Genomic DNA, 22,165 nt, shown 5'->3' with positions numbered 1-22,165 from the left:
TACTTTCAGGCTCGTTTGGCTTTTACCATGGCTATGTTCAACGTGCTGGTTCAATGGAATGGCTTGCAAGTTAATGAGGATGGCTTCATACCCCTTTCTATAGCCAGATTCAGCCTTTAAAATAACTAGCACCATTGGTTAATACTATAAATAGAAAGGTCGTATGACCTGCAGGAAGATCATCCAGGGTTGCCCTTAAACAGGACAGTCCCAAAGGGTTACTCCCTACGCATCAAGTCAAGAAAGGGAGAAGCCTTTTTTCGGTCTGAACATCCCTCTCCAGGGGCATAAGCACCAGGATAAGAAGGTTAGCCCCGGCGGGGCAACCTGTTTCACAGGCCGCTCCTACAGAGCTTGAAAAATTCCGAATCCCCCGACGCAAGTCGGGGGTTACCAACTGTTTGCCCCTGATAGAAGGGCTTTTCAGCTTATCCTGGTGCCTGGGAAGTAAGGGGAAGATCCAGACCCCTGCAGGTTAAACATGAGGATTCTTGCCTTTTCTTTCTACTTATTTAAGGGTAACGGTAAACTGATTACGACCCTTGGGATTTGGAACCTTGAAATTATGCTCCATAACCTGTTTATTGCCCTGAGTGACGATGGCTTTATAGGTTCCATTGGGAAGTGTTAAAGTAAGATTACCCTGCGCGTCGGTCTGACCTTCTGCCACCTTTTGTCCTCCCGGAACGGCATAAACGGTGATTCCATAACCTGCCAGAGGTCTTTTTTTCCGATCCTGCAAGTGAACACTAAGTGCAGTAGAAGGTTGGGATGGCTGGGAGGTAGGGGCTGTCACCTGGGGTTGTGGAGGTTGTGAACTTGGAATCGATTTAAGAGCTGTCGTTGCTATGGTTACGGTTAATTGATTACCACCCCCCTCACCGGTAGGAACGGAAAAAGCCTGTTCCGCCAGTTGATCGGTTCCTCGGGAGTTACGGGATACATACACACGATAGCTCCCATTGGGAAGGTTGAAGGTCGCATTGCCTTGCCGATCGGTTTGGGTATCTCCCCACTTCTCTGGATTGGAGGTCGGTCCGGAATAAACCCAAACCCAGTATCCTGCCAGAGGGGTCTTATTTTGATCCTGTACATGGATGGTAATAGTTTGGGTTGTAGGGGAAGGAGGATTGGCGGTTTGTGTGAGCGTGGAACTTCCCCGGGGGGTAATAGTGACTGTCAGAACCCCCTGGTTATCCTCAACCCCGGAATCGTTAATTCCTAGAAAAAGTTCCCCACTTCCGGGCATAGTCAATTCCGTAGCGGATCCCACCGGACGTATCTGATTTCCTACCTTAGCCAGCAAAATTCCTGGAGGTTGTACAGGAAGAGGAAAACTACTTCCGGCTCTGCTGACAGTTTTGACTCCATCGGGGCCATGCATACCACTTCCCACGGGATCAAAGGACCAGGTTCCCGTTGCTCGAATGTCAAAAACCTGACCGGCTATAACCGATATCCCAGTATCCGTCCAGGGTACATTGGCAGGAACCTGGATCGTAACACTCTGAGGGGACTGAGCCAATACAGAAGATTGGGCGTAACCGGTTCCCACGGTACTCGTTGTAGACTGGGGAAGGGGGGTTGTGGCTGTACTACTAGGCGTAGGACCTATCATCCGACCGGCCTTGGTTTTTATGGTAACAACCACAGCGCCCTGATTATCACTTACTCCAGAGTCGTTGATTCCCAGAAAAAGCTTGCCACTTTCCGTCATCTTGAGTTCAGCGCTGGATCCTACCGCACGGATATGGTTACCCACTTTAAGCAATAAAATACCGGGAGGTTGACTTGGAAAAGGAAAACCGGGACCAGCTTGTGAAACCGATTTAACCCCATCGGGGCCATGCATGCCGCTCCCCTTCGGGTCAAAGGACCAGGCTCCCGTCGCTCGAAAATCAAGAATCTGCCCTGTCGTTACCGTTATGCCGGTATCTGTCCAGGGTACGTTAGCAGGGACTGTTACAGTGACAGATTGAGCTAATGTAAGGGATGGGATCAAAAAAAGACCCCCTAAGATAAGCAATCCTAATCTCATTAAAAGTTTTGGACGAACAAACATAGTCAATTTTTCTCCTTTTGATTTTTTAATGATTCTTACCCTTTTACCTGATAACAGTACACTGTTTACTTAGTTTTGGCTTAACTTTTAAGTGGCCCTTACCCCCGGCCCCTCTCCCCCTCCCTCACCCTCCCCGTCCACGGGGAGGGAAGGGGTGGGGGCGGAGAGGGGAGCGAGAAGATCTCCGGGTCAACTTCCCAAATACCCCCCTCTCCCGAAGCCTCGGGAGAGGGGTCGGGGGTAAGGGTAGTAGTTAAATATTTTCTTCCCATTGCATTTCGCAGGGTTATTAATAAATTCCATAGCGGCAAGGTTGAATCCTGCCTCTATGGTATGAAAGGCAAATGGGTATCCCTCTAGCCGGAGTTGCAATTCCAAAACGCCGTTCTCAAAACGACCATTTGGGTTACAACCTCCGATTTAAACCTGGTTATTTGTAATTTCCTCTACTTTGGTAGACGCACGGCCAGGGGAAAAGTTTCTATAAGCCAGATAGTTCGATAAAATTAAAAAATTCGGAAGTCAGAATAACCTCTGAATTTAAACTCTGACCTTCTTTACTCCCAGGCCTCTTCCCACATTTCCCCTTCATAGATGACGCGAACGTCACCTTCCATAAAGACCTTGCTTATACGATCACCGGTCTTTTCAAAATAAATCTTCAAGATTTCACCACTTCGAACATGAACATCTACCGGAGAAACCGTCCATCCCAACTCGCTGGCAATAAGTGCCGCAGCCACAGAACCGGTTCCACAGGCCAGGGTTTCATTCTCAACGCCGCGCTCATAAGTTCGAAGCTTGAGGGCGTGTTTATTCAAAACCTCGGCAAAGTTTGCATTGGTTCCGGCAGGTTGAAATTCCTTATGGTAGCGCGTTTTTCTTCCCAGACCGACGACATCCACCCGTTCTATATCGTCTAAAAAATAGACGACATGAGGAACTCCCGTATTGATAAAGTGAACTTTCCAGGTTTCTCCATCGATATCGAGGGGAAAGTTTAATCGAAGATCTTTAGGATCACCGAGTTGTACCTTCACCCTACGTTCATTGGTTAGTTCGGCTTGAATAATTCCCGCCAGGGTTCGAAAAGCCATTTTCCTTGGAGCAATTCCTTTAAGATATGCGAACCGGGCTGCACACCGGGACCCATTCCCACACATCTCGGCTTCTCCCCCGTCGGCATTATAATAATGCCATTTAAAATGAGCAAGCCCTCTTCGAGCATCTTCTTCATCGGGATTCTCTATGAGAATGAGTCCATCCGCTCCTACCGAAACAGCCCGTCGACAGACTTTGTAGATAAATTCCTTGAGTCGGGTTTTGTCCACTACCTGGTTTCGATTATCAATCAGGATGAAATCGTTTCCACTTCCACTCATTTTTAAAAAAGGTATTTTTTTCATAGGCCTTGGGTAGATGGGAAGCATTTACCATCCAATCTGAGTTTACTTCTCATCTTCATCGGTATAGTTTGCTTTTATTTGGTTTGAAATTTGCATACTTACCTTGGGATAAGAATACCACTCTTTTAAAACTTTTGTGCCGGGTGTAATTTTTAGGACAAAACGGTAATCAATACATATAATAGTATTTTCCTCTTGGAAAGCCATGCCATTATTTTATTGGACAAAAATTTTAAAAAAAAGTTGACAAGGTACCGGGGACTTGTTAGCCTAAAAGGCCAAGATTAGGTGAATCCAAGGTAGAAAACGTATAACTTATCCCATAAGCTCTAAAAACCATGGAAATGGTTAGAGGGTTAAGGAGATTTTAGTAAAAATCGTATTAAATCTCCAGTAAGACTCCGGTAGAAGTTCAAATAGAGTTAGTTTTAGGCTCAGGAGGATTTTATGGTTGAATTTATTCCTAAGCAAGTTATTCAGAAGGTAGCAGAACAGGATTTATGGAGATATCGAAGTTATACGGGAGATTTTAATTTAGAATTTCCTTTAAATGTTGGGGATGTTTTTCAGCGTATTTTTGGGCTTCAGATAGACTTTATTGATCTAACCCAAGAAGAATCCCTTAAAAAGGTCTCAACCCAGAATACGTGGGGAGGGTTATATCCTGAGAAGTGTTTTTTTCAGGGAAAAGATAAGGTTATTCTCATCAATACCGGTTATGCGGGCATGACAGAAGAGTTTTGTCGTTTTGCCATTGCCCATGCAGGTGGACATTATGCCCTTCACTATCGTCCAGAGGGCGCCTTTAATGCCGGATGGGATGATCTCCTACATGTTTCATCTGAACCCACTGCGCCCTTGTTATCTGGACCCCTGTTCTGCAATCCATTGGATACCTATCACCCTCTGGAAATCCAGGCCAGTTATTATGCTGCAGCCATTCTGGTGCCTCGAGGAGAAATCTTTCGGCTTACCGGAGGTCCGAATTTATTAAATCTCTATCACCATGAAAACGAGCTTTGTCATAAATTTGGAGTCTCCAGACAAATTCTGGAGTTAAGGCTTCAACACCTAGAAGCTGAGTTAGAAGCAGATAGGAGATCTAACCAGCGTTTTTATTCCCTTTCCGAGTCTGCAAAAAACCTCGGATCTATAGAAAAACTGGCTCCTTAGTTCCTTGTTTGTTGTTATGGCCTGCTGTTTAAGTAACTAAAGGCTTATCCTTCCGACAACGACGAACAATGGACGACAGATAACGGATCGGCTGTGTTAGATTTTTCTGCTGTCAAAAAACAGATTGTTTACATGGTGGGAGAGCAAAAATCCCATCAGAATCTTTATCAAAAAAAAGTTGAAAAAGCCCTGGAAGAACTTAAACGCTGGCAGGATTGGCCGCTTCTTAACTTCAAGCTAAGTCAAAGTAAAACCTCTTGGTTAACCGCCCAGGATTTTTCTGAACCCCTTACAGCCTTCTCTCCCCTTCCTCCAAAACCCAAACAGTTTACCGTTATAGCAACAGATGGCTCGCAGATTTTCCCGGATCGACACGAGATCGCCCTCTGTTATCTTATCAACATTAGTTCCGTTGTCCTTCATTATGGAACCGGTGAAAGGCCCCTCTTGACCAGTCGTCCCACCCTCTTTTATAGAGAAGAAGATCTTTATAAAGAATGGAATCGACATAAAGTTCCCGTGGATGGAGAGATGGTTGGGATTTTACGGAATCTCATGGAATTTCAAGAGCTGGTCCGCCTGGCTACAGAGACACGGGAGCAATGTGAGATACGGGAACAAGAGAATATGGGGACAGGAGAGCCTGGGGATAGGGAGATAGGGAAATACGGAATAAATTACGATACAAAGATACCGGAACAAAGTGATCTTAGAGTAGGAGATGATTCTCCCCATCCCTATTATATCCCCACGTCCCCGCGTCCCCACGTCCCCGTGTCTCCACAAGTAGCCCTCTATGATGGAACTTTGATATTCTGGCACCTGGAGGCAACACCGGAAGATTTCAGTGCCTATATCTTAAAGGAATTTTTGAAGGTATTGGATAGTTTTCAGAAATGGCAGGTCCCCATTGCCGGGTATATTAGCTATCCCCGGAGTGCAGATGTTATTCACACGCTTCGTGTAGGAATGTGCCCCGAGTACTTTGTAAATTGTGATAAGTGCCCCTATCGAGATCTTCCTGAACTCCCCTGTGAGCCCATCCAGGGGGTTATCGATCAGGTTATTTTCTCGTACCTTCTGGAACCCGGAGAACGTTCAACCGTTTTCAAAAGCACCTCTAAAATTCTGAAAAATTACGGTCCTCATAGTATCTACTTCTTTTATTTGAATGTAGGTTCCGAAATTGCCCGGGTAGAAATCCCAGAATGGGTCGCCAGGGACCAAAATTTACTGGCTTTAACCCATGCCGTTATTTATGATCAGGTTGAAAAGGGGCAGGGATACCCGGTGAGCCTAGCTGAAGCCCATGAAAAAGCTGTTGTACGTGGACCGGATCGAGAACTATTTTATCGTATGCTCCAGGACGCTTTGGTTCAACAGAATATCCGAATCCAGAGTTCCCGGAAAAGCCAGAAAAAGAGACAGATCTCTATCTGACAGGAGCCAGAGGCCCGGAATCAAAATTTTCTGGCACTGACTCCTGATCTCTCCCAGCGGCTCCCTATGAAAGAAGCTCACATAGCCGAGGTTATCGAAAGTAACACGACCGAACTGATAGCTCAATGTAGGGATCTCCATTGCTCACCGCCCTTTGGATCTTTTGTCAAGGTCAAACCTACTTCGAACCCGGTGGAAGGAGCGAATTTTCTTATTTACGGATTGGTCTTTAATGTCATGACTCACAGCATTGAGCCCAATCGCCGTGCTATAGCCTACGGGAAAACAGAGGAAGAGCTTCGTAATGAGCAACCCCAGATCTTCGAGCTTCTGAAGACAGAATTTCAAGCTCACCTGATTGGATATCGGGACCAGACGGGAATTAAACAGATTCTTCCCTCCCAACCTCCTCGAATTCATAGTTTTGTATATACCTGTTCTTTAGAGGAAGTCCGAGAATTCACCCGGCAATCAGATTACCTTCGTACGCTTTTTACAATCAGCCGGGTTCCTCCCGATGAGCTGGTTATTGCAACCATCCGAAATAGTCTGGAGGCCCACGCCGAGGATTCCCCTCAATACCTCATCCAGGTCGGTAAGGAGTTATCCCGGCTTTTACGAGAGGATTACGATCGTCTGAGTTCGATTTTGAAAAGAATCGCACCTTAAAGGGTATGGAGTATAGGAGTATGGGAGTGGGGAAGTATGGAAGTATGGAAGTATGGAAGTATGGAAGTATGGGAGTGGGGAAGTGGGGGGGTGTGGGTGTACTTCCATACCCCCACACCCCCATACTTTTTAAAACATGGATCATCGTTCAGGCGAATTAGGTATTATCACCCGAGGTTCTCTTCTGGAAGGGATAGAGATGAAGTTAAATCCGAACCGGAGTGTCGAAGATATTAAGGCGGGAAAGTTTGTCGTTATTGAAGGGGAGAAGCATCTCTTTTTTTCGATGATTACCGATGTTCGGCTGGAGGTGACCAATCCCCAGATTCTTACCCATCCACCTTCCCGAGAAAATACCCTCTTACGTCAGGTTCTGAGCGGCACCAGCACCTATGCCACGGTAATTCTGCGCCCGATGCTGGCATTAGAACGGGTAGAGAACTCTAATTTAATCAGTCCAACACCTCAACCCGTTAAAACCATTCCTATCCACTTTGCCTTAGTTTATGAAGCGGACGAAGAAGATGTCAATCGGATCTTTGGAGGGGAAACCTTGGATCGAAAATACTTCAACATTGGGAAGCCTCTGGATATGGATACTCCCGTTTGCTTAAATTTAGATCGCTTTGTGGAGCGGAGTAATGGAATCTTCGGTAAAACCGGGACCGGAAAGACTTTCCTGACACGGCTGGTCCTCAGTGGTCTTATCAAAAATGAAAAGGCGGTTAATATTATTTTTGACACACATAACGAATATGGATGGGGAGCCATGAAAGAGACCGGAGGGAGCAGACAAGATTTTGTCAAAGGGCTTAAACAGATCTTTGGGAATCGGGTCGCTATCTTTACCCTGGATCCGGACTCCTCCCGGCGGCGCAAAGTCCAGGCGGATCATGAGGTTCTTATCGGCTACGATCAAATTGCCGTGGAAGATGTGATTCCCCTCCAGGACGAACTCAGTTTACATCCTACGGCTATGGAAGCTGCCTACTCGATTTGGGCTCGTTATAAAAATGATTGGCTGGATACCCTCCTTGAGCGGGGAGAAGAAGATATCCAGGCTTTGGCCGATGAACTCAGGACGCATCCTGAATCCCTGGCAGCCCTTTATCGAAAGCTCCGAAGGCTCCGCACCTTTAAATTCCTGATCCCTAAAACCAGCGAAGATATCATCCAAAAAATCATGGAGTATATCGACAAAGGTATTCATATCGTCCTGGAGTTCGGAAAAGAATCCAGTATGCTCTGTTATCTTCTCGTAGCCAACATTATCACCCGTCGTATTCATGAACTTTATGTAAAAAGAACCGAGGAGTATCTGGCAACACAAAATCCGGCGGATAAGCCGAAGCAATTGGTGATTACCATTGAAGAAGCCCATAAGTTTTTGAACCCACGGGCCTCAAAGCAAACCATTTTTGGTACCATTGCCAGGGAGTTGAGAAAGTATTATGTTTCTCTGCTGATTGTGGATCAACGCCCTTCTGGAATCGATGATGAAATCCTTTCCCAAATCGGAACCAAAATCATCGCACTTCTTGACGATGAAAAGGATATTCAAGCCGTCTTAACCGGAGTCAGTAATCCCGCCGGACTCCGGAGTGTTCTGGCCAGTCTGGACTCTAAACAACAGGCTTTGATTCTGGGTCATGCCGTCCCTATGCCAATGGTTATTCGTAGTCGAGATTATGATGAACAGTTTTATAAAGATATGGGTTCCCTCACAGAAAAAGAGCGAGAAGAAAAGGTTGCAGCAGATATTGAGGCCCTGTTTGGTTAGGAGCCTTTGTAGTGCGAAATGCTGTCTCACAATGTGTCGGTGCGAAATAACATTTTGCGCTATCGCTCCTATTTTTTAGGGCTTCTTAAGTTCCTGGACCTGCACAAATTTCCCATTCTGAACCTGCCAAAATACATAAGGAGGCGCCAACACATCGCCTTTTTCATCGAATCGGATTGGGCCCAGCGCAGTATTAAATTGGGCCTTATGAAGATAGTCTACCAGTTTCTGTCCTTCTGTACTCTGAGTGGCCTGAATGGCTTCCAGGAGAATGTTGGTGGCCACATAACTGTGAACGGTATAAACACCTATTTCTCTGACTCGTGGGAACTTTTCCCTAAATTTTTTAATGAAGGGTTGGGCTTCTGGAATTCTTTCAGGATCCGGATTAGAGCTGAAGTAAGTCCCTTCAGCCGCCGGACCTGCTCCATCGATAAATTCCTGGACATGCAAACCTTCCCCTCCCATAAGAATAACATTCAAACCGATATCCTTGGATTGCTTAGCCAAAAGGATCGCCTCGGGATAGATTCCTCCGAAGTAAAGAACTTCTGGATTTTTCTGTTTGGCAGCCGTTAGAATCACGGTATAATCTTTATCTCCTTGAACAATTCCCGTGTAAAAGACCGGCTCAACCCCCAACTTTTTTAGCCGCTTGACCGTCTCATCGGCTAACCCCTGACCATAAGTCGTCTTATCATGGAAGACGGCTACTTTGGTTTTCTTGAGGGTATTGACGATAAAATCTGCGGCAACCGCTCCCTGTTGGTCATCCCGGCCGCAAACCCGAAATACATTTCTCAGTCCCTGCTCAGTATATTGAGGATTGGTGGAAGAAGGTGTGATTTGGGGGATAGGAACCTTTGCATAAATCGTTGAAGCGGGAATGGAACAACTGGAATTGAGATGACCGATGACGCCAACGATGCCTTCATTGATAAACTTATTGGCTATGGCAACTGCCTGTTTCGGGTCATGCTGGTCATCTCCCCAAGCAGCCTCAATCTTTTTTCCCAGAACCCCTCCCCTTTCATTCCATTCTTCAATGGCTATGGTCCCCCCATTTTTTAACATATCCCCCAAAGACGCCTGATCTCCGGTGAGAGGACCTGCGAGGCCTATCTTGAGGGTATCCGCAGCCAGGGTTGAAGGGATAAGAAAGAAAACGGTCAACAGACTAATTAAGAGTATCTCTACTTTTAATAAAAATGGTCTCATAATGCCCTCCTCTTCATCGCAAATGGGTGCTATTTCCCATTTGCCCTTTAAAAAGCAACCTAACTCCCGGCCCCGTTCCTTACAAGGGAAGGGAATCGGGGAATCGGCCTATACAGGTTACTATCATTTCCAATCCATACGAAAGAAATTAAGAGTCATCTTGCCCTTATTTTTGACACAATCAAGACCTCTTGTCAAGACTAGCCTTTGAGCAAAACCTTTATTAATTCCCGAGAAAATCCTAAAGCGATTTTTATAAGAAACAGTCATGATCTTCCAGGTTCTCCCAAAACATGGAAATTCTAAGGTGATTTTCGCATGAAAGAGATCTCCCTATTCTATAAAAATAGAGTTGACTTTTAAGATCAAATCCGATACTTCTATAGATATGTTTTGTAAAGAGTTAGCTCCTGATTATCTCAGGCTTACGGTGGAGAATCCTAAGGTTCAGGTAACTGCTTAGGTAAATAGGTTTTTCTTTAACCAATAATTTAGAATGGGGGGATAAGCATGAAACCCCTTAAAGTTTTACATATCTCCGATACTCATATTGGCATGGAAAATTACGGGCGTATTGATCCTGAAACAGGACTTCATACCCGCCTCAGGGATTTTGTGAAGTGCCTGGAGTTTGCCGTTGATACTGCCCTTGCCGAAGGAGTGGATCTGGCTCTTTTCGCAGGAGATGCTTATCGGACCGCAGATCCTAATCCAACCCATCAGCGAGAATTTGCGGCAAAAATCCGGAAGTTAGCCGATGCCGGAATTCCCGTCGTTATGGTAACGGGAAATCATGATATTCCGGCTGCCTATGGAAAAGCTTCTGCCCTGGATATTTTTAAAACCCTGGGATCTGAAAAGCTTTATCGGGTCATAACCCGTCCGGAGCTTATAACGGTCGAAACCAGAAGCGGACCTGTGCAGATCCTGGGTCTTCCCTGGCCAACCCGACATGTACTTCTGACCCGACAGGAATATAAACATCTGACCGATGAAGAAATTACCAGGAAAATCGAAGAGAGTTATACCGGAATCATTGATTTCTATGCCCAACGTCTGGATCCTCAAATTCCTTCGGTTCTTTTGGCCCATCTGGCCGCGGCTGAAGCTACCTATTCCGGTTCTGAGCGATCTGCCATGATCGGTAAAGATCCTGTTTTCTTGACCGGTGCCCTTGCCAATCCTGCTTTTGATTACGTTGCTCTGGGGCATATTCACAAGCACCAAAACCTCAATCCCGGTGGTCATCCACCTGTGGTTTATCCGGGAAGTATCGATCGGGTAGATTTCGGAGAAGAATTTGATGAAAAGGGCTTCTGTATGGTTTCCCTAAAAAAGGGAGAGGCTTCCTATCGGTTTCTTCCTACCTGTGCCCGACCTTTCTTAACCATTGGGGTAAATATTACAAATAAAGAGGATCCCACCCAGGATATCCTTCAAGAAATTGATAAACACCGTCCCAAACTAAACGGCGCGGTGGTTCGGATCTTCTATACGGTTGATGAAGAACGAGAGAGTCTGGTGGATCTCAAACGGGTCCGGGCTGCCCTAGAACCGGCCTTTCTGGTGGCCGGTATTATTCGCAAAACGGAAAATGTCAAACGAACCATGCGGATTCCTATCTCGGAGAGCCTCGGAATGCTGGAAGCTCTGGATAAATATATTTTCAATAATCCAGACCTACAACCCTATGCCGAGGATTTAAAGAGCTATGCCGCCAGATTGGAGCAGGAGCTTATGAGGGATACGGAAACGCAGAGATGCGAAGAATGAGGGAACATGGGCAGGAACACAGCACTATAAATAAGCTATCTCTTTGTTCCCGAATCTTCGTATCGCCGTGTCACCAAAAATGAATGATCCCTGTTAAGTTGACCCTTAAAAATTTCTTAAGCTATGGTGAAAATGTTGCTCCTTTAGATTTCACAGAATTTCATGTGGCCTGTCTGTCGGGTAATAACGGTCACGGTAAATCTGCCCTCCTAGATGCCATAACCTGGGCCCTTTGGGGAGAAGCTCGAAAAGGTCCTGGACAGAAAAAGCCCGATGAAGGTCTCGTTCGCCTGGGAACTACCGATATGGAGGTAGAATTCGAATTTGACCTGGAAGGGGCGCGATATCGGGTCATTCGAAAGTTCAGCAAAGTAAAAAAAAGTAAACCTATCCTTGAACTTCAACTTCTGAACGAAGCAACGGGCAATTTTATCCCCATTGGGGGAAGTAAAATTGGAGAAACCCAGGAGAAAATCAGAAAACTCCTGGGAATGAGCTATGATACTTTCATTAATTCCGCTTTCATCCTTCAAGGGCGAGCCGATGAGTTCATCCAAAAAGGGGCTACAGACCGAAAAGCCATCTTCACAGAAATCCTGGGCCTATCCAGATATGATGAACTGGCCAGGTTGGCTAAATCCCATGCCGAAGAAGCTAAAAAATTTTGTGAGCAACAGCAAAAAATCCTGGAGGATATAGACAGGGAACTGGCTCAGAAAGAGGTTTATCGAAGTCAGATAGAAGATCTAGAGTTAACCCTTACGACCCTTTCCCGGCAAATAGAGGAAAATTCGAAAAAACTGGAAGCTTTAAAAGAGGAAAAGAATCTCTTGAACGGTAAAAAACATAACTTAACAGATCTTAATCTCCAAGTCCAACAGATAAACTCGGATCTGAAGATGCTGGTTAAGCAAATCCAGGATCAGCAGGAACAGGTTATAGCCTACGAACGGATTATTCAGCGTAAGGAAGAAATCCTGGAAAATTATCAGAAATATCAGGAACTGCACCGCCAGGAAGAAATTTACACCGAAAAATGGAAGCAGTTACGAAATCTCGAATCCGAAAGAAGTATTCTAGAAAAGGCAATTCAAAAGGCCCAACATGAGTTAGAGAAACGTAAAGAGCGATGGGAAACCAATCTGGCCCAAATACAGTCAAGAATTCAAGAAGCAGAATTGATCTTAAACAAATCCCAGGAAATCGAACAAGGTTATAGAGACTTACAAGAGATTCGCAAGAGGGAGGAAATTTGGGAAGAAAAACGAAATCGACTGGAAGAATTGGAGAGAAAAGCGTGGGATCTGGAACACCAGATCGAAGCCATCAAAACCCAACTTCAAGCAGAAATCCAGGCCCTTAATCAGCAAGCCAAAGAACTTCGAGGGAAGGTCAGCCAAGAATTCCGACAAAAAACTCGACTGGATCAGCTTCAAACCCTAAAATCCGACCTAGAGACTCTGGAAAAGGATAAAGAACAAGTTGTTGAACGAGGGAACCAGCTGAAAGTATCCCTCGAAAACCTGAAAAATCAATTAAACATTTTGGTGCAAGAAAAAATCCCGGAACTCTCCGGCAAACTTTCCATCCTGCAAAGGGACACGCAGGCCCGATGTCCAGTTTGTGAGTCTGACCTGACTGAAAGTAAAAGAGCTGTTTTAGAGGCCAGGCTAATCGATGAACTCTCGAAGGCCCAAAGTAAAAAAGAAGAACTGGAACGGCAGATCCTAAGGGAAGAAGCGGAGCTAGCCAAACTTCGCTTACAGTATGAAGAGATGAAGAAAAAACTGCAGGATCTCCCTAAAGTGCAGCAAGATCTGGCCAGGGTCGAAGCCGATTATCAAGAAATTTTATTATCCAAAGGAAAACTTCTGGAGCTCGGAGGAAAGATTGAAGGTTTAAAAGACCAGATTCAGAAAGGAAATTATGCCTCTGAAATCCAACAGGCCTTAAAGCTCCTTAAAGAAGATATCAAAGCTCTGGGATATAGCAAGGAAGAATATCAGGCCATAAAACAGAGGGTAAAGGATTTGAGCCATTTTGAATTGGACAAAGATCGGCTCGAAACTACCCGTGTCCAACATCAAAAACTCTATGAGACGCTTCCAACGATCCAGGAGGAGATTTCTAAGATCTCGGAGATGCTTCAGAATCGCGATTATGCCGTATCAGAGCAAATTCAACTTCGAGAGCTACAGGCCAAAATTCAGAGTTTGGGTTATGAGGAAGAAACCCATAGAAAAATAAAAGAAGAGCTTCAAAAGCTCTATCCCACCTTGGGGGAAAGAGATCAGTTGGTTCAGGCTGAAGAAAAAATCAATCTGGTCCGGGAAGCCCTTCAGCGTTCTGAAGAAACCCGAATGGCAAAAGAAAACCTCCAGAAGGATCTTCTGCAAAAAATAGAAGAACTACAACAAGATCTCAAGCGGCTTCCGAAGTTGGAAGAAGAGATCCAGGTACAAGAAGATCGGCTAAAAACCTGGGAAAAGGGCCGGGATCAAAGACTCGAGGAGCGGGGGGTTCTCCAAAGCAAATATCGGCGTTGTCTTGAACTGGAGGAGAAGCGACAAGAGGTTGCGGTTCAATGGCAGGCTGCTCGTAAAGATCAATTTATTTATGAAAAATTGACAACGGCTTTTGGAAAAGATGGAATTCAAGCCCTCATCATTGAAAATGCTATTCCAGAGTTGGAAGATGAAGCCAACGCTATTTTATCCCAATTAACCGATCATCGGGCCCATATCACCATCGAATCTCTCCGAGATAAGAAAAGTGGAGGAATCAAAGAAACACTGGATATCAAAGTCAGTGATGAGCTTGGGACGCGAGATCTGGAGTTATATAGCGGGGGAGAGAGTTTCCGAACCAACTTTGCTTTGCGTATAGCCCTTTCTAAACTCTTAGCCAAACGGGCTGGAACCAAACTCAGAACCTTATTTATTGACGAGGGATTCAGTACCCAGGATGCTCAAGGATTAGAGCAGCTCATTGAAGCCATCCGGGCCATTCAGGATGATTTCGATAAAATTTTAATCATTACCCACCTGGATACCCTTAAAAATGCCTTTCCGGTAAGAATCGAAGTGACTAAATTTCCAGATATAGGCTCTTCTTATCAGATTATCCGTTAAATTAGTTACAGGGGCCCGAAAATCCAGAGTTTAAAAAGAGATTTTTTCCAGATACTCTAGATTTTTGTGGCAATACCCAAAAGGAGGAAATAATGGTAGAATTACCTGAATTAGCCCGTAAGCTCATGACCGAAGGAAAAAACTTTGCCAGCGTGGCTACCCTTATGCCGGATGGTTCCCCCCAGGTAAGCGTGGTCTGGATAGATACCGATGGGCGTTATATTCTTTTCAATACCGCCAGAGGACGTCTTAAAGAAAGAAACCTCCGTCGGGACCCACGGGTTGCTTTATCTATTACCAATTCTCAAAATCCTTATCAGGAGGTGATGATTCGCGGACGTGTAGTTGAAATGACCCAGGACGGTGCCGATGCCCATATCGATAAGCTGGCAAAGAAGTATTTAGGAGTAGATAAATATCCTTACCGCCAGCCTGGAGAACAACGGGTTATTATAAAGATCGCACCGGAAAAGGTGGGAATCTCGGGAGGTTAGATTAAATTCAAGAACATCCTACATTGTAACAAAGGAAGGACGACCGATTGGTCGCCTTCCTTACCCCTTTTATGAAAATCATCGAGATTCTTATCTATAACTTTTAATGCGTGTGATATCACCGTTTTGAGTATTTGTAGGGTGAGTGATTAGTCCAGAAGTACTTCATCACATACAAGCTCAAGGGAATGCAGAACCAGGTTCAGATATTGACGTCCCAATCCGTTCTCGAGGGCCCTTGAGATCTCGATTATGAAAGAACCCAAAACTTTCTCTTTCTTTCTCAAAGTCCGTAAATATGAACTGGACTCTTTTGGCCATGTAAATAATGCTGTATATTTCCATTATCTGGAAACTGCCATCGATGAGGCTATGTCCTCCTTAGGGTACACAGTCCCAAGGCTTAAAGAACTCGGAATCATCATCCTCGTTAAAGAACTAAATATTAAGTTTAAACACCCGGCACTGCTTGGAGATGAACTAGAAGTCAGAAGTTATGTTTCAGAAGCCAGGAGGGTACGGGGTACCTGGCATCAACAGATTATAAACCGAAAGACCTCTAAGGTACTGGTTGAAGCCTATAATACAGGAGTTTTTCTCGACCTGGAGGGTAAACCTACTAAAATACCTCAGGAAATAGTCGAAGCCCTTTTACCTTATACAAAACAAGGATAAGGTCTTTAAGGAATAAAAAGGAGGGAAGATGATATTAGAAATTGCAACCATTTCCGTTAAAGAAGATCAGATGCAGGCTTTTGAAGACACCTTTAAAAAAGCTGTTAGGATCCTGGCCTCTACTCCGGGCTATATTTCCCATGAACTTCAAAGATGCCTGGAGGTTAAAGGAAAATATCAGTTATTGGTCCGATGGCAAACCTTAGAGGCCCATACCGTAGGGTTTCGGGGTTCTGAAGGATATAAGGAATGGAGGGCTTTTATGAATCCCTATTTTAACCCTCCACCGCAAGTTGAGCACTTTGAACAGGTAGATCCATAAAATAAATCGGCATATCTATCAGAAAAGTCCTGATCCTGGTATGTGGCAGAACTTAGTCCATAAAATATCGGTAAAATCAGGGACTCTTTTCAGGAACTTTTCAGATAGATTCTGGATATGAAACTAACGGTATCAGAGCAACTTAAGAAGATTAAACGTGGAACGGTTATGGTTTTGCCGGAAGAGGATTTAGCTAAAAAGATCGAACGATCCCTCAAGGAAAATAAACCCTTAAAGGTAAAGCTAGGATGTGATCCCAGTCGGCCTGATCTGCATCTCGGACATACGGTTGTGTTAAGGAAGCTCCGTCAGTTTCAGGATCTGGGCCATGAAGCCATCCTGGTTATTGGAGACTTTACTGGAATGATTGGAGATCCTTCGGGGCGAAGTAAAACCCGTCCTGCCCTGACTTTGGAGGAAACCCGGCTTAATGGGCAAAGCTACTTTGAACAGGCTTCTAAGGTTTTAGATCCTACCAGGGCCCGTATTGTTTACAACTCCCAATGGCTGGGTAAGATGACCTTTGAAGATGTAATCAGACTGGCCAGCAAATATACGGTGGCTCGAATGTTAGAACGGGATGATTTTCATAACCGGTTTATCCGAGGAGAACCTATCAGTATCCATGAACTCCTCTATCCCCTGGCCCAGGCCATGGATTCGGTTGCCTTACAAGCGGACGTTGAATTGGGTGGGACAGATCAAACTTTTAATTTGCTGGTAGGTCGAGATATTCAGCGAGAATATGGACAAGAGCCTCAAGTGATTGTAACAACCCCCATCCTTACAGGTCTGGATGGGGTAGAGAAAATGAGTAAATCCTTGAACAATTATGTAGGAATTACCGATCCACCTCAAGAAATGTATGGGAAAATCCTCTCGATACCGGATAAATTGATCTATGATTACTTCGAGCTTCTAACCGATACTTCTGAAGAAGAATTGGCCCGGATCAAAGCAGATCTCCAAAATCCTCAAGTAAATCCCCGGGATTTAAAGCGGAGACTGGCCCGTGAGATTGTTACGATTTACCACTCTGCCGAAGACGCTAAGAAAGCAGAAGCCGAATTCGATCGAATCTTTGTGGAAAAAGAAGTTCCCTCTGAAATCCAGGAGTATACCCCGGAGGTTCAAGGGGATAAGATCTGGATTGTCAAGCTTTTGGTTTCATCGGGAATGGCAACCAGCAATACCGATGCCCGACGACTTATTGCCCAAGGTGCCGTAAGTTTGAATGGTGAACGAGTTCAGGATGAAAATCTGGAATTACCCCTCAACAGAGATTTTATTTTAAAGGTTGGTAAGCGTCGGTTCCTTAAAGTTGTTGGACGGAAGTAAGGGACTTCCATTTTTCTGTTGACATTTTATAAACTTTAAAATGAACTAAAATCAATAAGAACCGTGTATAGGGACGAAGTGTTCAGGGGTAATCATGGATACTTCGCCTTTACTACCTTGTAAAGTTAATTCTGTGTAACCTCCCCCCCGACCCTTCTCCCACAAGGGGGAGGGGCGAGAAGATCTCCAGGCCGGCTCCCGGTGAACTCTCCCTAAGCTTCGGGCGCGAGGGGTTGGAGGGTAGGATAGAATAGCTATTCACATTTAACTTTATAAGGTACTTCTAGACTGTTTGCTTAGTTTTGGCTTAACTTTTAAGTAGCCCCCACCCCCAGCCCCCTCCCTCTTCTCCCTCCCCGTCCACGGGGAGGGAAGGGGTGGGGGAGAGGGGAGTTAGGGAGTGAAAGCACCCTATGAGGCCAAAATTAAGTAAACAGTGTACTACTACCTTGTAAAGTTAATTTTGATAAATCCTTAAAAGCTCTGTCAGGAGCTGATTGTTTGGAGTAGGCCCAACATCTCATTTGACTCTCCCAGCAGCGATCTGGGCTGGATCTGTTCCGAACCGGTCGCTCCTAACGGAGCTTCCTCTCATAAGGCTGGAGATGCTATAAACAAATCCCCCCTAACGAGGTTTTTAAGGTATATTCAAACTAACTTTACAAGGTACTATTGTGATCAGGAGGTAGAAACGTGAAACGTACGGGTAGGCTTTTTATGCTCTTCCTCATCTTTTTTCTCATCCTCATGGGAATAAACCCTTCGCAAACCCTGGCCGATCATATTAAAATAGGTTTTTCCGGATCTCTGACCGGAGGTACTTTTGACTTTGGTCAGGCGGCTGTGAGGGGTTTTAATCTGGCCATCAAAGAATACAACGAGCAAGGAGGTTATCAGGGGCATCCTGTTATTGGAGTTGTCTATGACGATGAAACACAACCGGCTAAAGGAGTTCAGAATACCACCCGATTGATTACCCTGGATAAGGTTATCGGAGTCATCGGTCCGGTGAATAGTGGTGTTGCTTTGGCTACCATTGATATAACCCAAAGGTATGAGATACCTCATATTATCTCCATTGCCACGGCAGTTCCCTTAACGCAACGCTACAAGAACGCCCCTAAAAACTATATCTTTCACCTGTCCCTGGTAGACAGTGCTCAGATTGCCCTCATGATAGAATATGTTAAAAAGAAAGGCTGTCAAAGGGTCGGTCTTATGAACGATACAACCGGCTGGGGGGAAAGTGGTCGACAAGAAGCTTTGAAACAATTAAAAGAAAATGGTATCACACTGGCTGCGGAAGTTCAGAGGTTTGCTGTGGGAGATACGGATATGACCGCCCAGCTTACCCGGTTAAAAGAAGCCCAGGTAGATTGCCTGATGGCCTTTGCTTTGGCTCCCGAAGCTGTTCAAATTTTAAAAAGTATGGACAAGATTGGGTATAGAATTCCCTTTGTAGATACCTGGGCGCTTCTCGCTCCCAGTTTTGTGAAGCTAGGAGGTAAAGAACTCGTTGAGGGGGTTGTATCGGTAAGCTCGTATACCATTGATCACAGTGAAAAGGCCAAGGAATTTCATAAAAAAGTGGTAGCAGAGTATGGGGATGATTTTTATCCCATTGTAACCGCCCAGACTTACGACGCAACCCGTCTTATGTTAAAGGCCTTAAGTAAAGTAGGACCTGATCCCAAGAAGATCCGGGACGCCATAGAAGAAACAGACGATTTCACCGATGCTGTGACGGCTATTTCTCCTAAACCTTATAGCAAGGACGATCATGAAGCTCTGGGACCTGGAAAAGGTTTCCTGGTTACTTATAAAAATGGAGAGCTCGTTCGATTGGAAATGTAAAAGGTAAAGGCAAAAGGTAAAGAGGTACCTGCACCCCAACCCTGGGGGCAGGGTGAGAATTTTTACCTTTTGCCTTTTAATTTTAAAATGACCAAACTCTGGCAGGCCCTTATCAGTGGTATGGCGGTCGGGAGCATTTATGCCCTTATTGCTCAAGGATATTATATTACCTCCATTACAACCAATACCCTCAATTTCGGTCAAGGAGATTTTTTGATGATTGGGGCTCTTTTTGGTCTTACCTGCTATCTGGCTCTGGGCGGACCTTCCATAACGGCTTTTATTATGGCTGCGATTCTGGCTACCGGATTGCTGGCCATGATGGGGGCTGCCTTGGAGCGGATTGCTGTAAGGCCCGTCCGACATTTAACCTCTTTAAGCTGGGTGCTTAGTACCCTTTCGGTGGCAGTTATCCTTCGAAATGCTGCTCAATTGATCTGGCGACCGGAGCAACATCCTTTTCCGTCCCCCTTGGGAGATAAAGCTATTCACATTGCCGGAGCCGGGATTCTGCCCCAAGAAATTCTTATCCTGGTCGTTTCCATATCGGTCATGATTCTATTGATGGTTTTTCTGAGGCGGTCTATTTTGGGAAAAGCCCTTCTGGCCGTTGCCCATAACAGCAATGCTGCAGCGGCTATGGGAATCAATGTTCAGCGAATGGTTATTCTTGCTTATGTTTTGTCCTCCGTCCTCGCGGCGCTTGGCGGGGTGCTCATTGCTCCCATCACCTTTGCCTACGCCTATATGGGAACCGTTGTAGGCGTTAAAGCATTTGCAGCCGCTATTCTGGGAGGACTGGAAAACCCCCTGGGTATTTTAGTAGGGGGTCTGATCATGGGGGTTATCGAACAAGTCGCTGCAGGAATTAACTCCAATCTTAAGGATGGAATCACGTTTGCGCTGATTATTTTAATCCTGGCCGTGAAACCAACCGGATTGCTTGGAAAACAATGATGAAGTCTCTTCCTATTTTTGCGGATTATACCCTGACATCCTGGATAAAAATAGGTTTGGTTATTTTAGGAATTATCCTGCTTCCGATGGTTTTTCAGGATCCTTTTTACCTCCTTATGATGCAGAGCCTAGCCTATTTATCCATTGCGGCTCTAGGTTTGGATATCCTCGTCGGATGGACCGGACAGATTTCCCTGGGACACATGGGATTTTATGCTGTAGGAGCTTACACAACGGCTATTTTAACAACCCGTATGGGAATCTCCTTCTGGATTACCTTACCCCTTGCGATGATTCTGGCCGGGATCCTCGGAGCCATCGTAGCCCTCCCCTGCTTACGGGCCAAGGGCCATTATCTGGCCGTTGTAACCCTGGCCTTTGGATTTGTTATAGAAGTAACAGCTAACCGCTGGATGGACTTAACCAATGGCCCTATGGGAATCTTTGGAATTAATCCACCTAAGATTCCCTTCGGAGATTTCATGACCCCCCGGCAATATTTCTACCTGGTCGCTTTCTTTACCCTTTTCGCCCAACTGGCTGCCAATCATCTTTTAACCGCCAGGTATGGTCGAACCTTCCTTGCTTTACAGCAAAGTGAGGTGGCGGCAGAGACGGTCGGGGTTAATGTATACAGGTACAAAGTACTTGCCTTTGTCATTTGCTCTATTTATGGCGGTATGGCCGGGGTTTTCTTCGCCCACCAGGTTCCACCCGGTTATATCAACAGCGATACCTTCGTGTTCAGTCAATCTATCCTCTTCCTGGCCTCCATCCTCATGGGAGGGAGTCGAACGCTATATGGCCCTCTTGTGGGAACGGTCCTATTAAACTCGATCCCCCAGATATTTGCCTCATTACATGATTACCATTTGATGATTTATGGGCTTATTATTTTAGGGACCGTAATCCTTCTTCCCCGGGGGATTGTGGGCTCTCTGGGTAACCTTCCTTATTTCAAAAAACGCAAAATAAAACCCCTAGAAGAAAAGCCGATAGATATTCAAAAATTGCGATTCATCCGCCATGAAGAAACAAACGGGCAACCTATTATTGAAACCCGGGCTCTGGTAAAGGATTTTGGCGGCTTACGGGCTATTGATCGGTTGAGTGTGCAAATTGAGCCTGGAAAGATTCACGCGTTGATCGGCCCTAATGGCTCCGGAAAAAGTACCTTTGTCAATGTTTTGACCGGGGTTTATAAACCCTCTGGGGGAGATATTTTCTACCGGGGCAAAAAACTTTCTAAGATTCGTCCCCATGAAATGGCCAGGTTAGGAGTTACCCGAACCTTTCAGACGGTCAACCTGTTCCAGGGGTTAACGGTCCTTGATAACGTGATGGTCGGATTCCACCTCCACCTCAAAGCCGGTTTCTGGCACCATTTGTTCAGAACCCGTAAAGCCGTTCAAGAAGAAGAAATTTATCGACAACGGGCTTTAGATTTGCTCAGATTCCTGGGAATTCAAGACAAAGCGTATGAAGAAGCCCAGAATTTATCTTATGGTCATCAACGGCTGGTAGAAATCGCCCGGGCTCTTGCGGTAGAACCTTCTTTGCTTCTACTGGATGAACCTGCCGCCGGGGTCAATCCAGCAGAAGTTCACCTTCTTTCCAAGGTTATTCAAGATATTCGAAATATGGGAATTACCGTCCTGGTCATCGAGCATCATATGGAATTGGTGATGCAGATCTCTGATTGGATTACGGTTCTGGATTTTGGAAGTAAGATTGCAGAAGGAAAGCCAATCCATGTGCAACAAGATAAAAAGGTGATCGAGGCCTATCTGGGAGATCCGGAAGCGTTGAAGGAAGTAGGATAAGTAATTAATAAAGTATAGGGTAGGGGAGTGAGAAGGTGTGGAAGTATGGA

Annotated in this window: 17 protein-coding genes; 14 read left to right on the top strand and 3 right to left on the bottom strand. The window is 45.3% G+C overall.

What is annotated here, in order from left to right; translation table 11 throughout:
• Positions 1-508 precede the first annotated feature (508 nt).
• The gene (locus VNM22_05595) at positions 509-2,062 is read right to left on the bottom strand and encodes a hypothetical protein (protein HWP46615.1); all 1,554 of its coding nucleotides are present in this window, start codon (positions 2,060-2,062) and stop codon (positions 509-511) included.
• 557 nt (positions 2,063-2,619) lie between these two features.
• Positions 2,620-3,468, bottom strand: coding sequence for a diaminopimelate epimerase (gene dapF, locus VNM22_05590; GenBank protein ID HWP46614.1), 849 nt, complete (start codon positions 3,466-3,468; stop codon positions 2,620-2,622).
• Positions 3,469-3,915: 447 nt separating this feature from the next.
• On the opposite strand from dapF, the gene VNM22_05585 reads away from it, so the two are divergent.
• The 5 genes from VNM22_05585 to VNM22_05565 all read left to right on the top strand — a co-directional run bounded on the left by VNM22_05585 (position 3,916) and on the right by VNM22_05565 (position 8,530).
• Positions 3,916-4,641, top strand: a complete 726-nt coding sequence (locus VNM22_05585; protein HWP46613.1) for a hypothetical protein — start codon at positions 3,916-3,918, stop codon at positions 4,639-4,641.
• 93 nt (positions 4,642-4,734) lie between these two features.
• Entirely contained in the window at positions 4,735-6,081 is a 1,347-nt protein-coding gene (locus VNM22_05580) for a DNA double-strand break repair nuclease NurA (protein ID HWP46612.1), read from the top strand.
• A gap of 66 nt (positions 6,082-6,147) precedes the next feature.
• Complete coding sequence (locus tag VNM22_05575) at positions 6,148-6,750, top strand: hypothetical protein (protein HWP46611.1); 603 nt, start codon at positions 6,148-6,150, stop codon at positions 6,748-6,750.
• 5 nt (positions 6,751-6,755) lie between these two features.
• On the top strand, positions 6,756-6,911 hold the full coding sequence (locus VNM22_05570; GenBank protein ID HWP46610.1) for a hypothetical protein: 156 nt from the start codon (positions 6,756-6,758) through the stop codon (positions 6,909-6,911).
• Entirely contained in the window at positions 6,887-8,530 is a 1,644-nt protein-coding gene (locus tag VNM22_05565; GenBank protein ID HWP46609.1) for a DUF87 domain-containing protein, read from the top strand. Before VNM22_05570 ends, VNM22_05565 begins: the two co-directional genes overlap by 25 nt.
• Before the next feature lie 75 nt (positions 8,531-8,605).
• Here the strand turns inward: VNM22_05565 and VNM22_05560 are convergent, their stop codons facing one another.
• On the bottom strand, positions 8,606-9,748 hold the full coding sequence (locus VNM22_05560; protein HWP46608.1) for a branched-chain amino acid ABC transporter substrate-binding protein: 1,143 nt from the start codon (positions 9,746-9,748) through the stop codon (positions 8,606-8,608).
• Positions 9,749-10,258: 510 nt separating this feature from the next.
• On the opposite strand from VNM22_05560, the gene VNM22_05555 reads away from it, so the two are divergent.
• The 9 genes from VNM22_05555 (at position 10,259) to VNM22_05515 (ending at position 22,115) form a co-directional block, all read left to right on the top strand.
• Entirely contained in the window at positions 10,259-11,521 is a 1,263-nt protein-coding gene (locus tag VNM22_05555; protein HWP46607.1) for an exonuclease SbcCD subunit D, read from the top strand.
• Positions 11,522-11,604: 83 nt separating this feature from the next.
• Positions 11,605-14,652, top strand: coding sequence for an SMC family ATPase (locus VNM22_05550; protein ID HWP46606.1), 3,048 nt, complete (start codon positions 11,605-11,607; stop codon positions 14,650-14,652).
• 92 nt (positions 14,653-14,744) lie between these two features.
• Positions 14,745-15,146: a PPOX class F420-dependent oxidoreductase gene (locus VNM22_05545; GenBank protein ID HWP46605.1), complete on the top strand. Its 402-nt coding sequence runs from the start codon at positions 14,745-14,747 to the stop codon at positions 15,144-15,146.
• 252 nt (positions 15,147-15,398) lie between these two features.
• On the top strand, positions 15,399-15,821 hold the full coding sequence (locus VNM22_05540; protein HWP46604.1) for a thioesterase family protein: 423 nt from the start codon (positions 15,399-15,401) through the stop codon (positions 15,819-15,821).
• A gap of 28 nt (positions 15,822-15,849) precedes the next feature.
• On the top strand, positions 15,850-16,143 hold the full coding sequence (locus VNM22_05535) for an antibiotic biosynthesis monooxygenase (GenBank protein HWP46603.1): 294 nt from the start codon (positions 15,850-15,852) through the stop codon (positions 16,141-16,143).
• Positions 16,144-16,260: 117 nt separating this feature from the next.
• Entirely contained in the window at positions 16,261-17,481 is a 1,221-nt protein-coding gene (tyrS, locus tag VNM22_05530) for a tyrosine--tRNA ligase (protein ID HWP46602.1), read from the top strand.
• A gap of 693 nt (positions 17,482-18,174) precedes the next feature.
• Entirely contained in the window at positions 18,175-19,335 is a 1,161-nt protein-coding gene (locus VNM22_05525) for an ABC transporter substrate-binding protein (protein HWP46601.1), read from the top strand.
• A gap of 69 nt (positions 19,336-19,404) precedes the next feature.
• On the top strand, positions 19,405-20,292 hold the full coding sequence (locus VNM22_05520) for a branched-chain amino acid ABC transporter permease (GenBank protein HWP46600.1): 888 nt from the start codon (positions 19,405-19,407) through the stop codon (positions 20,290-20,292).
• Positions 20,289-22,115, top strand: coding sequence for a branched-chain amino acid ABC transporter ATP-binding protein/permease (locus VNM22_05515; protein ID HWP46599.1), 1,827 nt, complete (start codon positions 20,289-20,291; stop codon positions 22,113-22,115). Before VNM22_05520 ends, VNM22_05515 begins: the two co-directional genes overlap by 4 nt.
• The last annotated feature ends 50 nt before the right edge of the window (positions 22,116-22,165 follow it).

The organism is Candidatus Limnocylindrales bacterium (assembly GCA_035559535.1).
GTDB lineage: Bacteria > Moduliflexota > Moduliflexia > Moduliflexales > JAUQPW01 > JAUQPW01.
The sequence above is the reverse complement of the archived record's forward strand: the minus strand, read 5'-3'. Positions and strand labels throughout refer to the sequence as shown.

Bases quoted from the DNA above. Each gene is read 5' to 3' on its own strand.
- VNM22_05535 (HWP46603.1), top strand. From the start codon at position 15,850: ATGATATTAGAAATTGCAACCATTTCCGTTAAAGAAGATCAGATGCAG.
- VNM22_05545 (HWP46605.1), top strand. From the start codon at position 14,745: ATGGTAGAATTACCTGAATTAGCCCGTAAGCTCATGACCGAAGGAAAA.
- VNM22_05550 (HWP46606.1), top strand. From the start codon at position 11,605: ATGATCCCTGTTAAGTTGACCCTTAAAAATTTCTTAAGCTATGGTGAA.
- VNM22_05555 (HWP46607.1), top strand. From the start codon at position 10,259: ATGAAACCCCTTAAAGTTTTACATATCTCCGATACTCATATTGGCATG.
- VNM22_05595 (HWP46615.1), bottom strand. From the start codon at position 2,062: ATGTTTGTTCGTCCAAAACTTTTAATGAGATTAGGATTGCTTATCTTA.
- dapF (HWP46614.1), bottom strand. From the start codon at position 3,468: ATGAAAAAAATACCTTTTTTAAAAATGAGTGGAAGTGGAAACGATTTC.
- tyrS (HWP46602.1), top strand. From the start codon at position 16,261: ATGAAACTAACGGTATCAGAGCAACTTAAGAAGATTAAACGTGGAACG.
- VNM22_05585 (HWP46613.1), top strand. From the start codon at position 3,916: ATGGTTGAATTTATTCCTAAGCAAGTTATTCAGAAGGTAGCAGAACAG.
- VNM22_05570 (HWP46610.1), top strand. From the start codon at position 6,756: ATGGAGTATAGGAGTATGGGAGTGGGGAAGTATGGAAGTATGGAAGTA.
- VNM22_05575 (HWP46611.1), top strand. From the start codon at position 6,148: ATGAAAGAAGCTCACATAGCCGAGGTTATCGAAAGTAACACGACCGAA.
- VNM22_05540 (HWP46604.1), top strand. From the start codon at position 15,399: ATGAAAGAACCCAAAACTTTCTCTTTCTTTCTCAAAGTCCGTAAATAT.
- VNM22_05560 (HWP46608.1), bottom strand. From the start codon at position 9,748: ATGAGACCATTTTTATTAAAAGTAGAGATACTCTTAATTAGTCTGTTG.
- VNM22_05565 (HWP46609.1), top strand. From the start codon at position 6,887: ATGGATCATCGTTCAGGCGAATTAGGTATTATCACCCGAGGTTCTCTT.
- VNM22_05515 (HWP46599.1), top strand. From the start codon at position 20,289: ATGATGAAGTCTCTTCCTATTTTTGCGGATTATACCCTGACATCCTGG.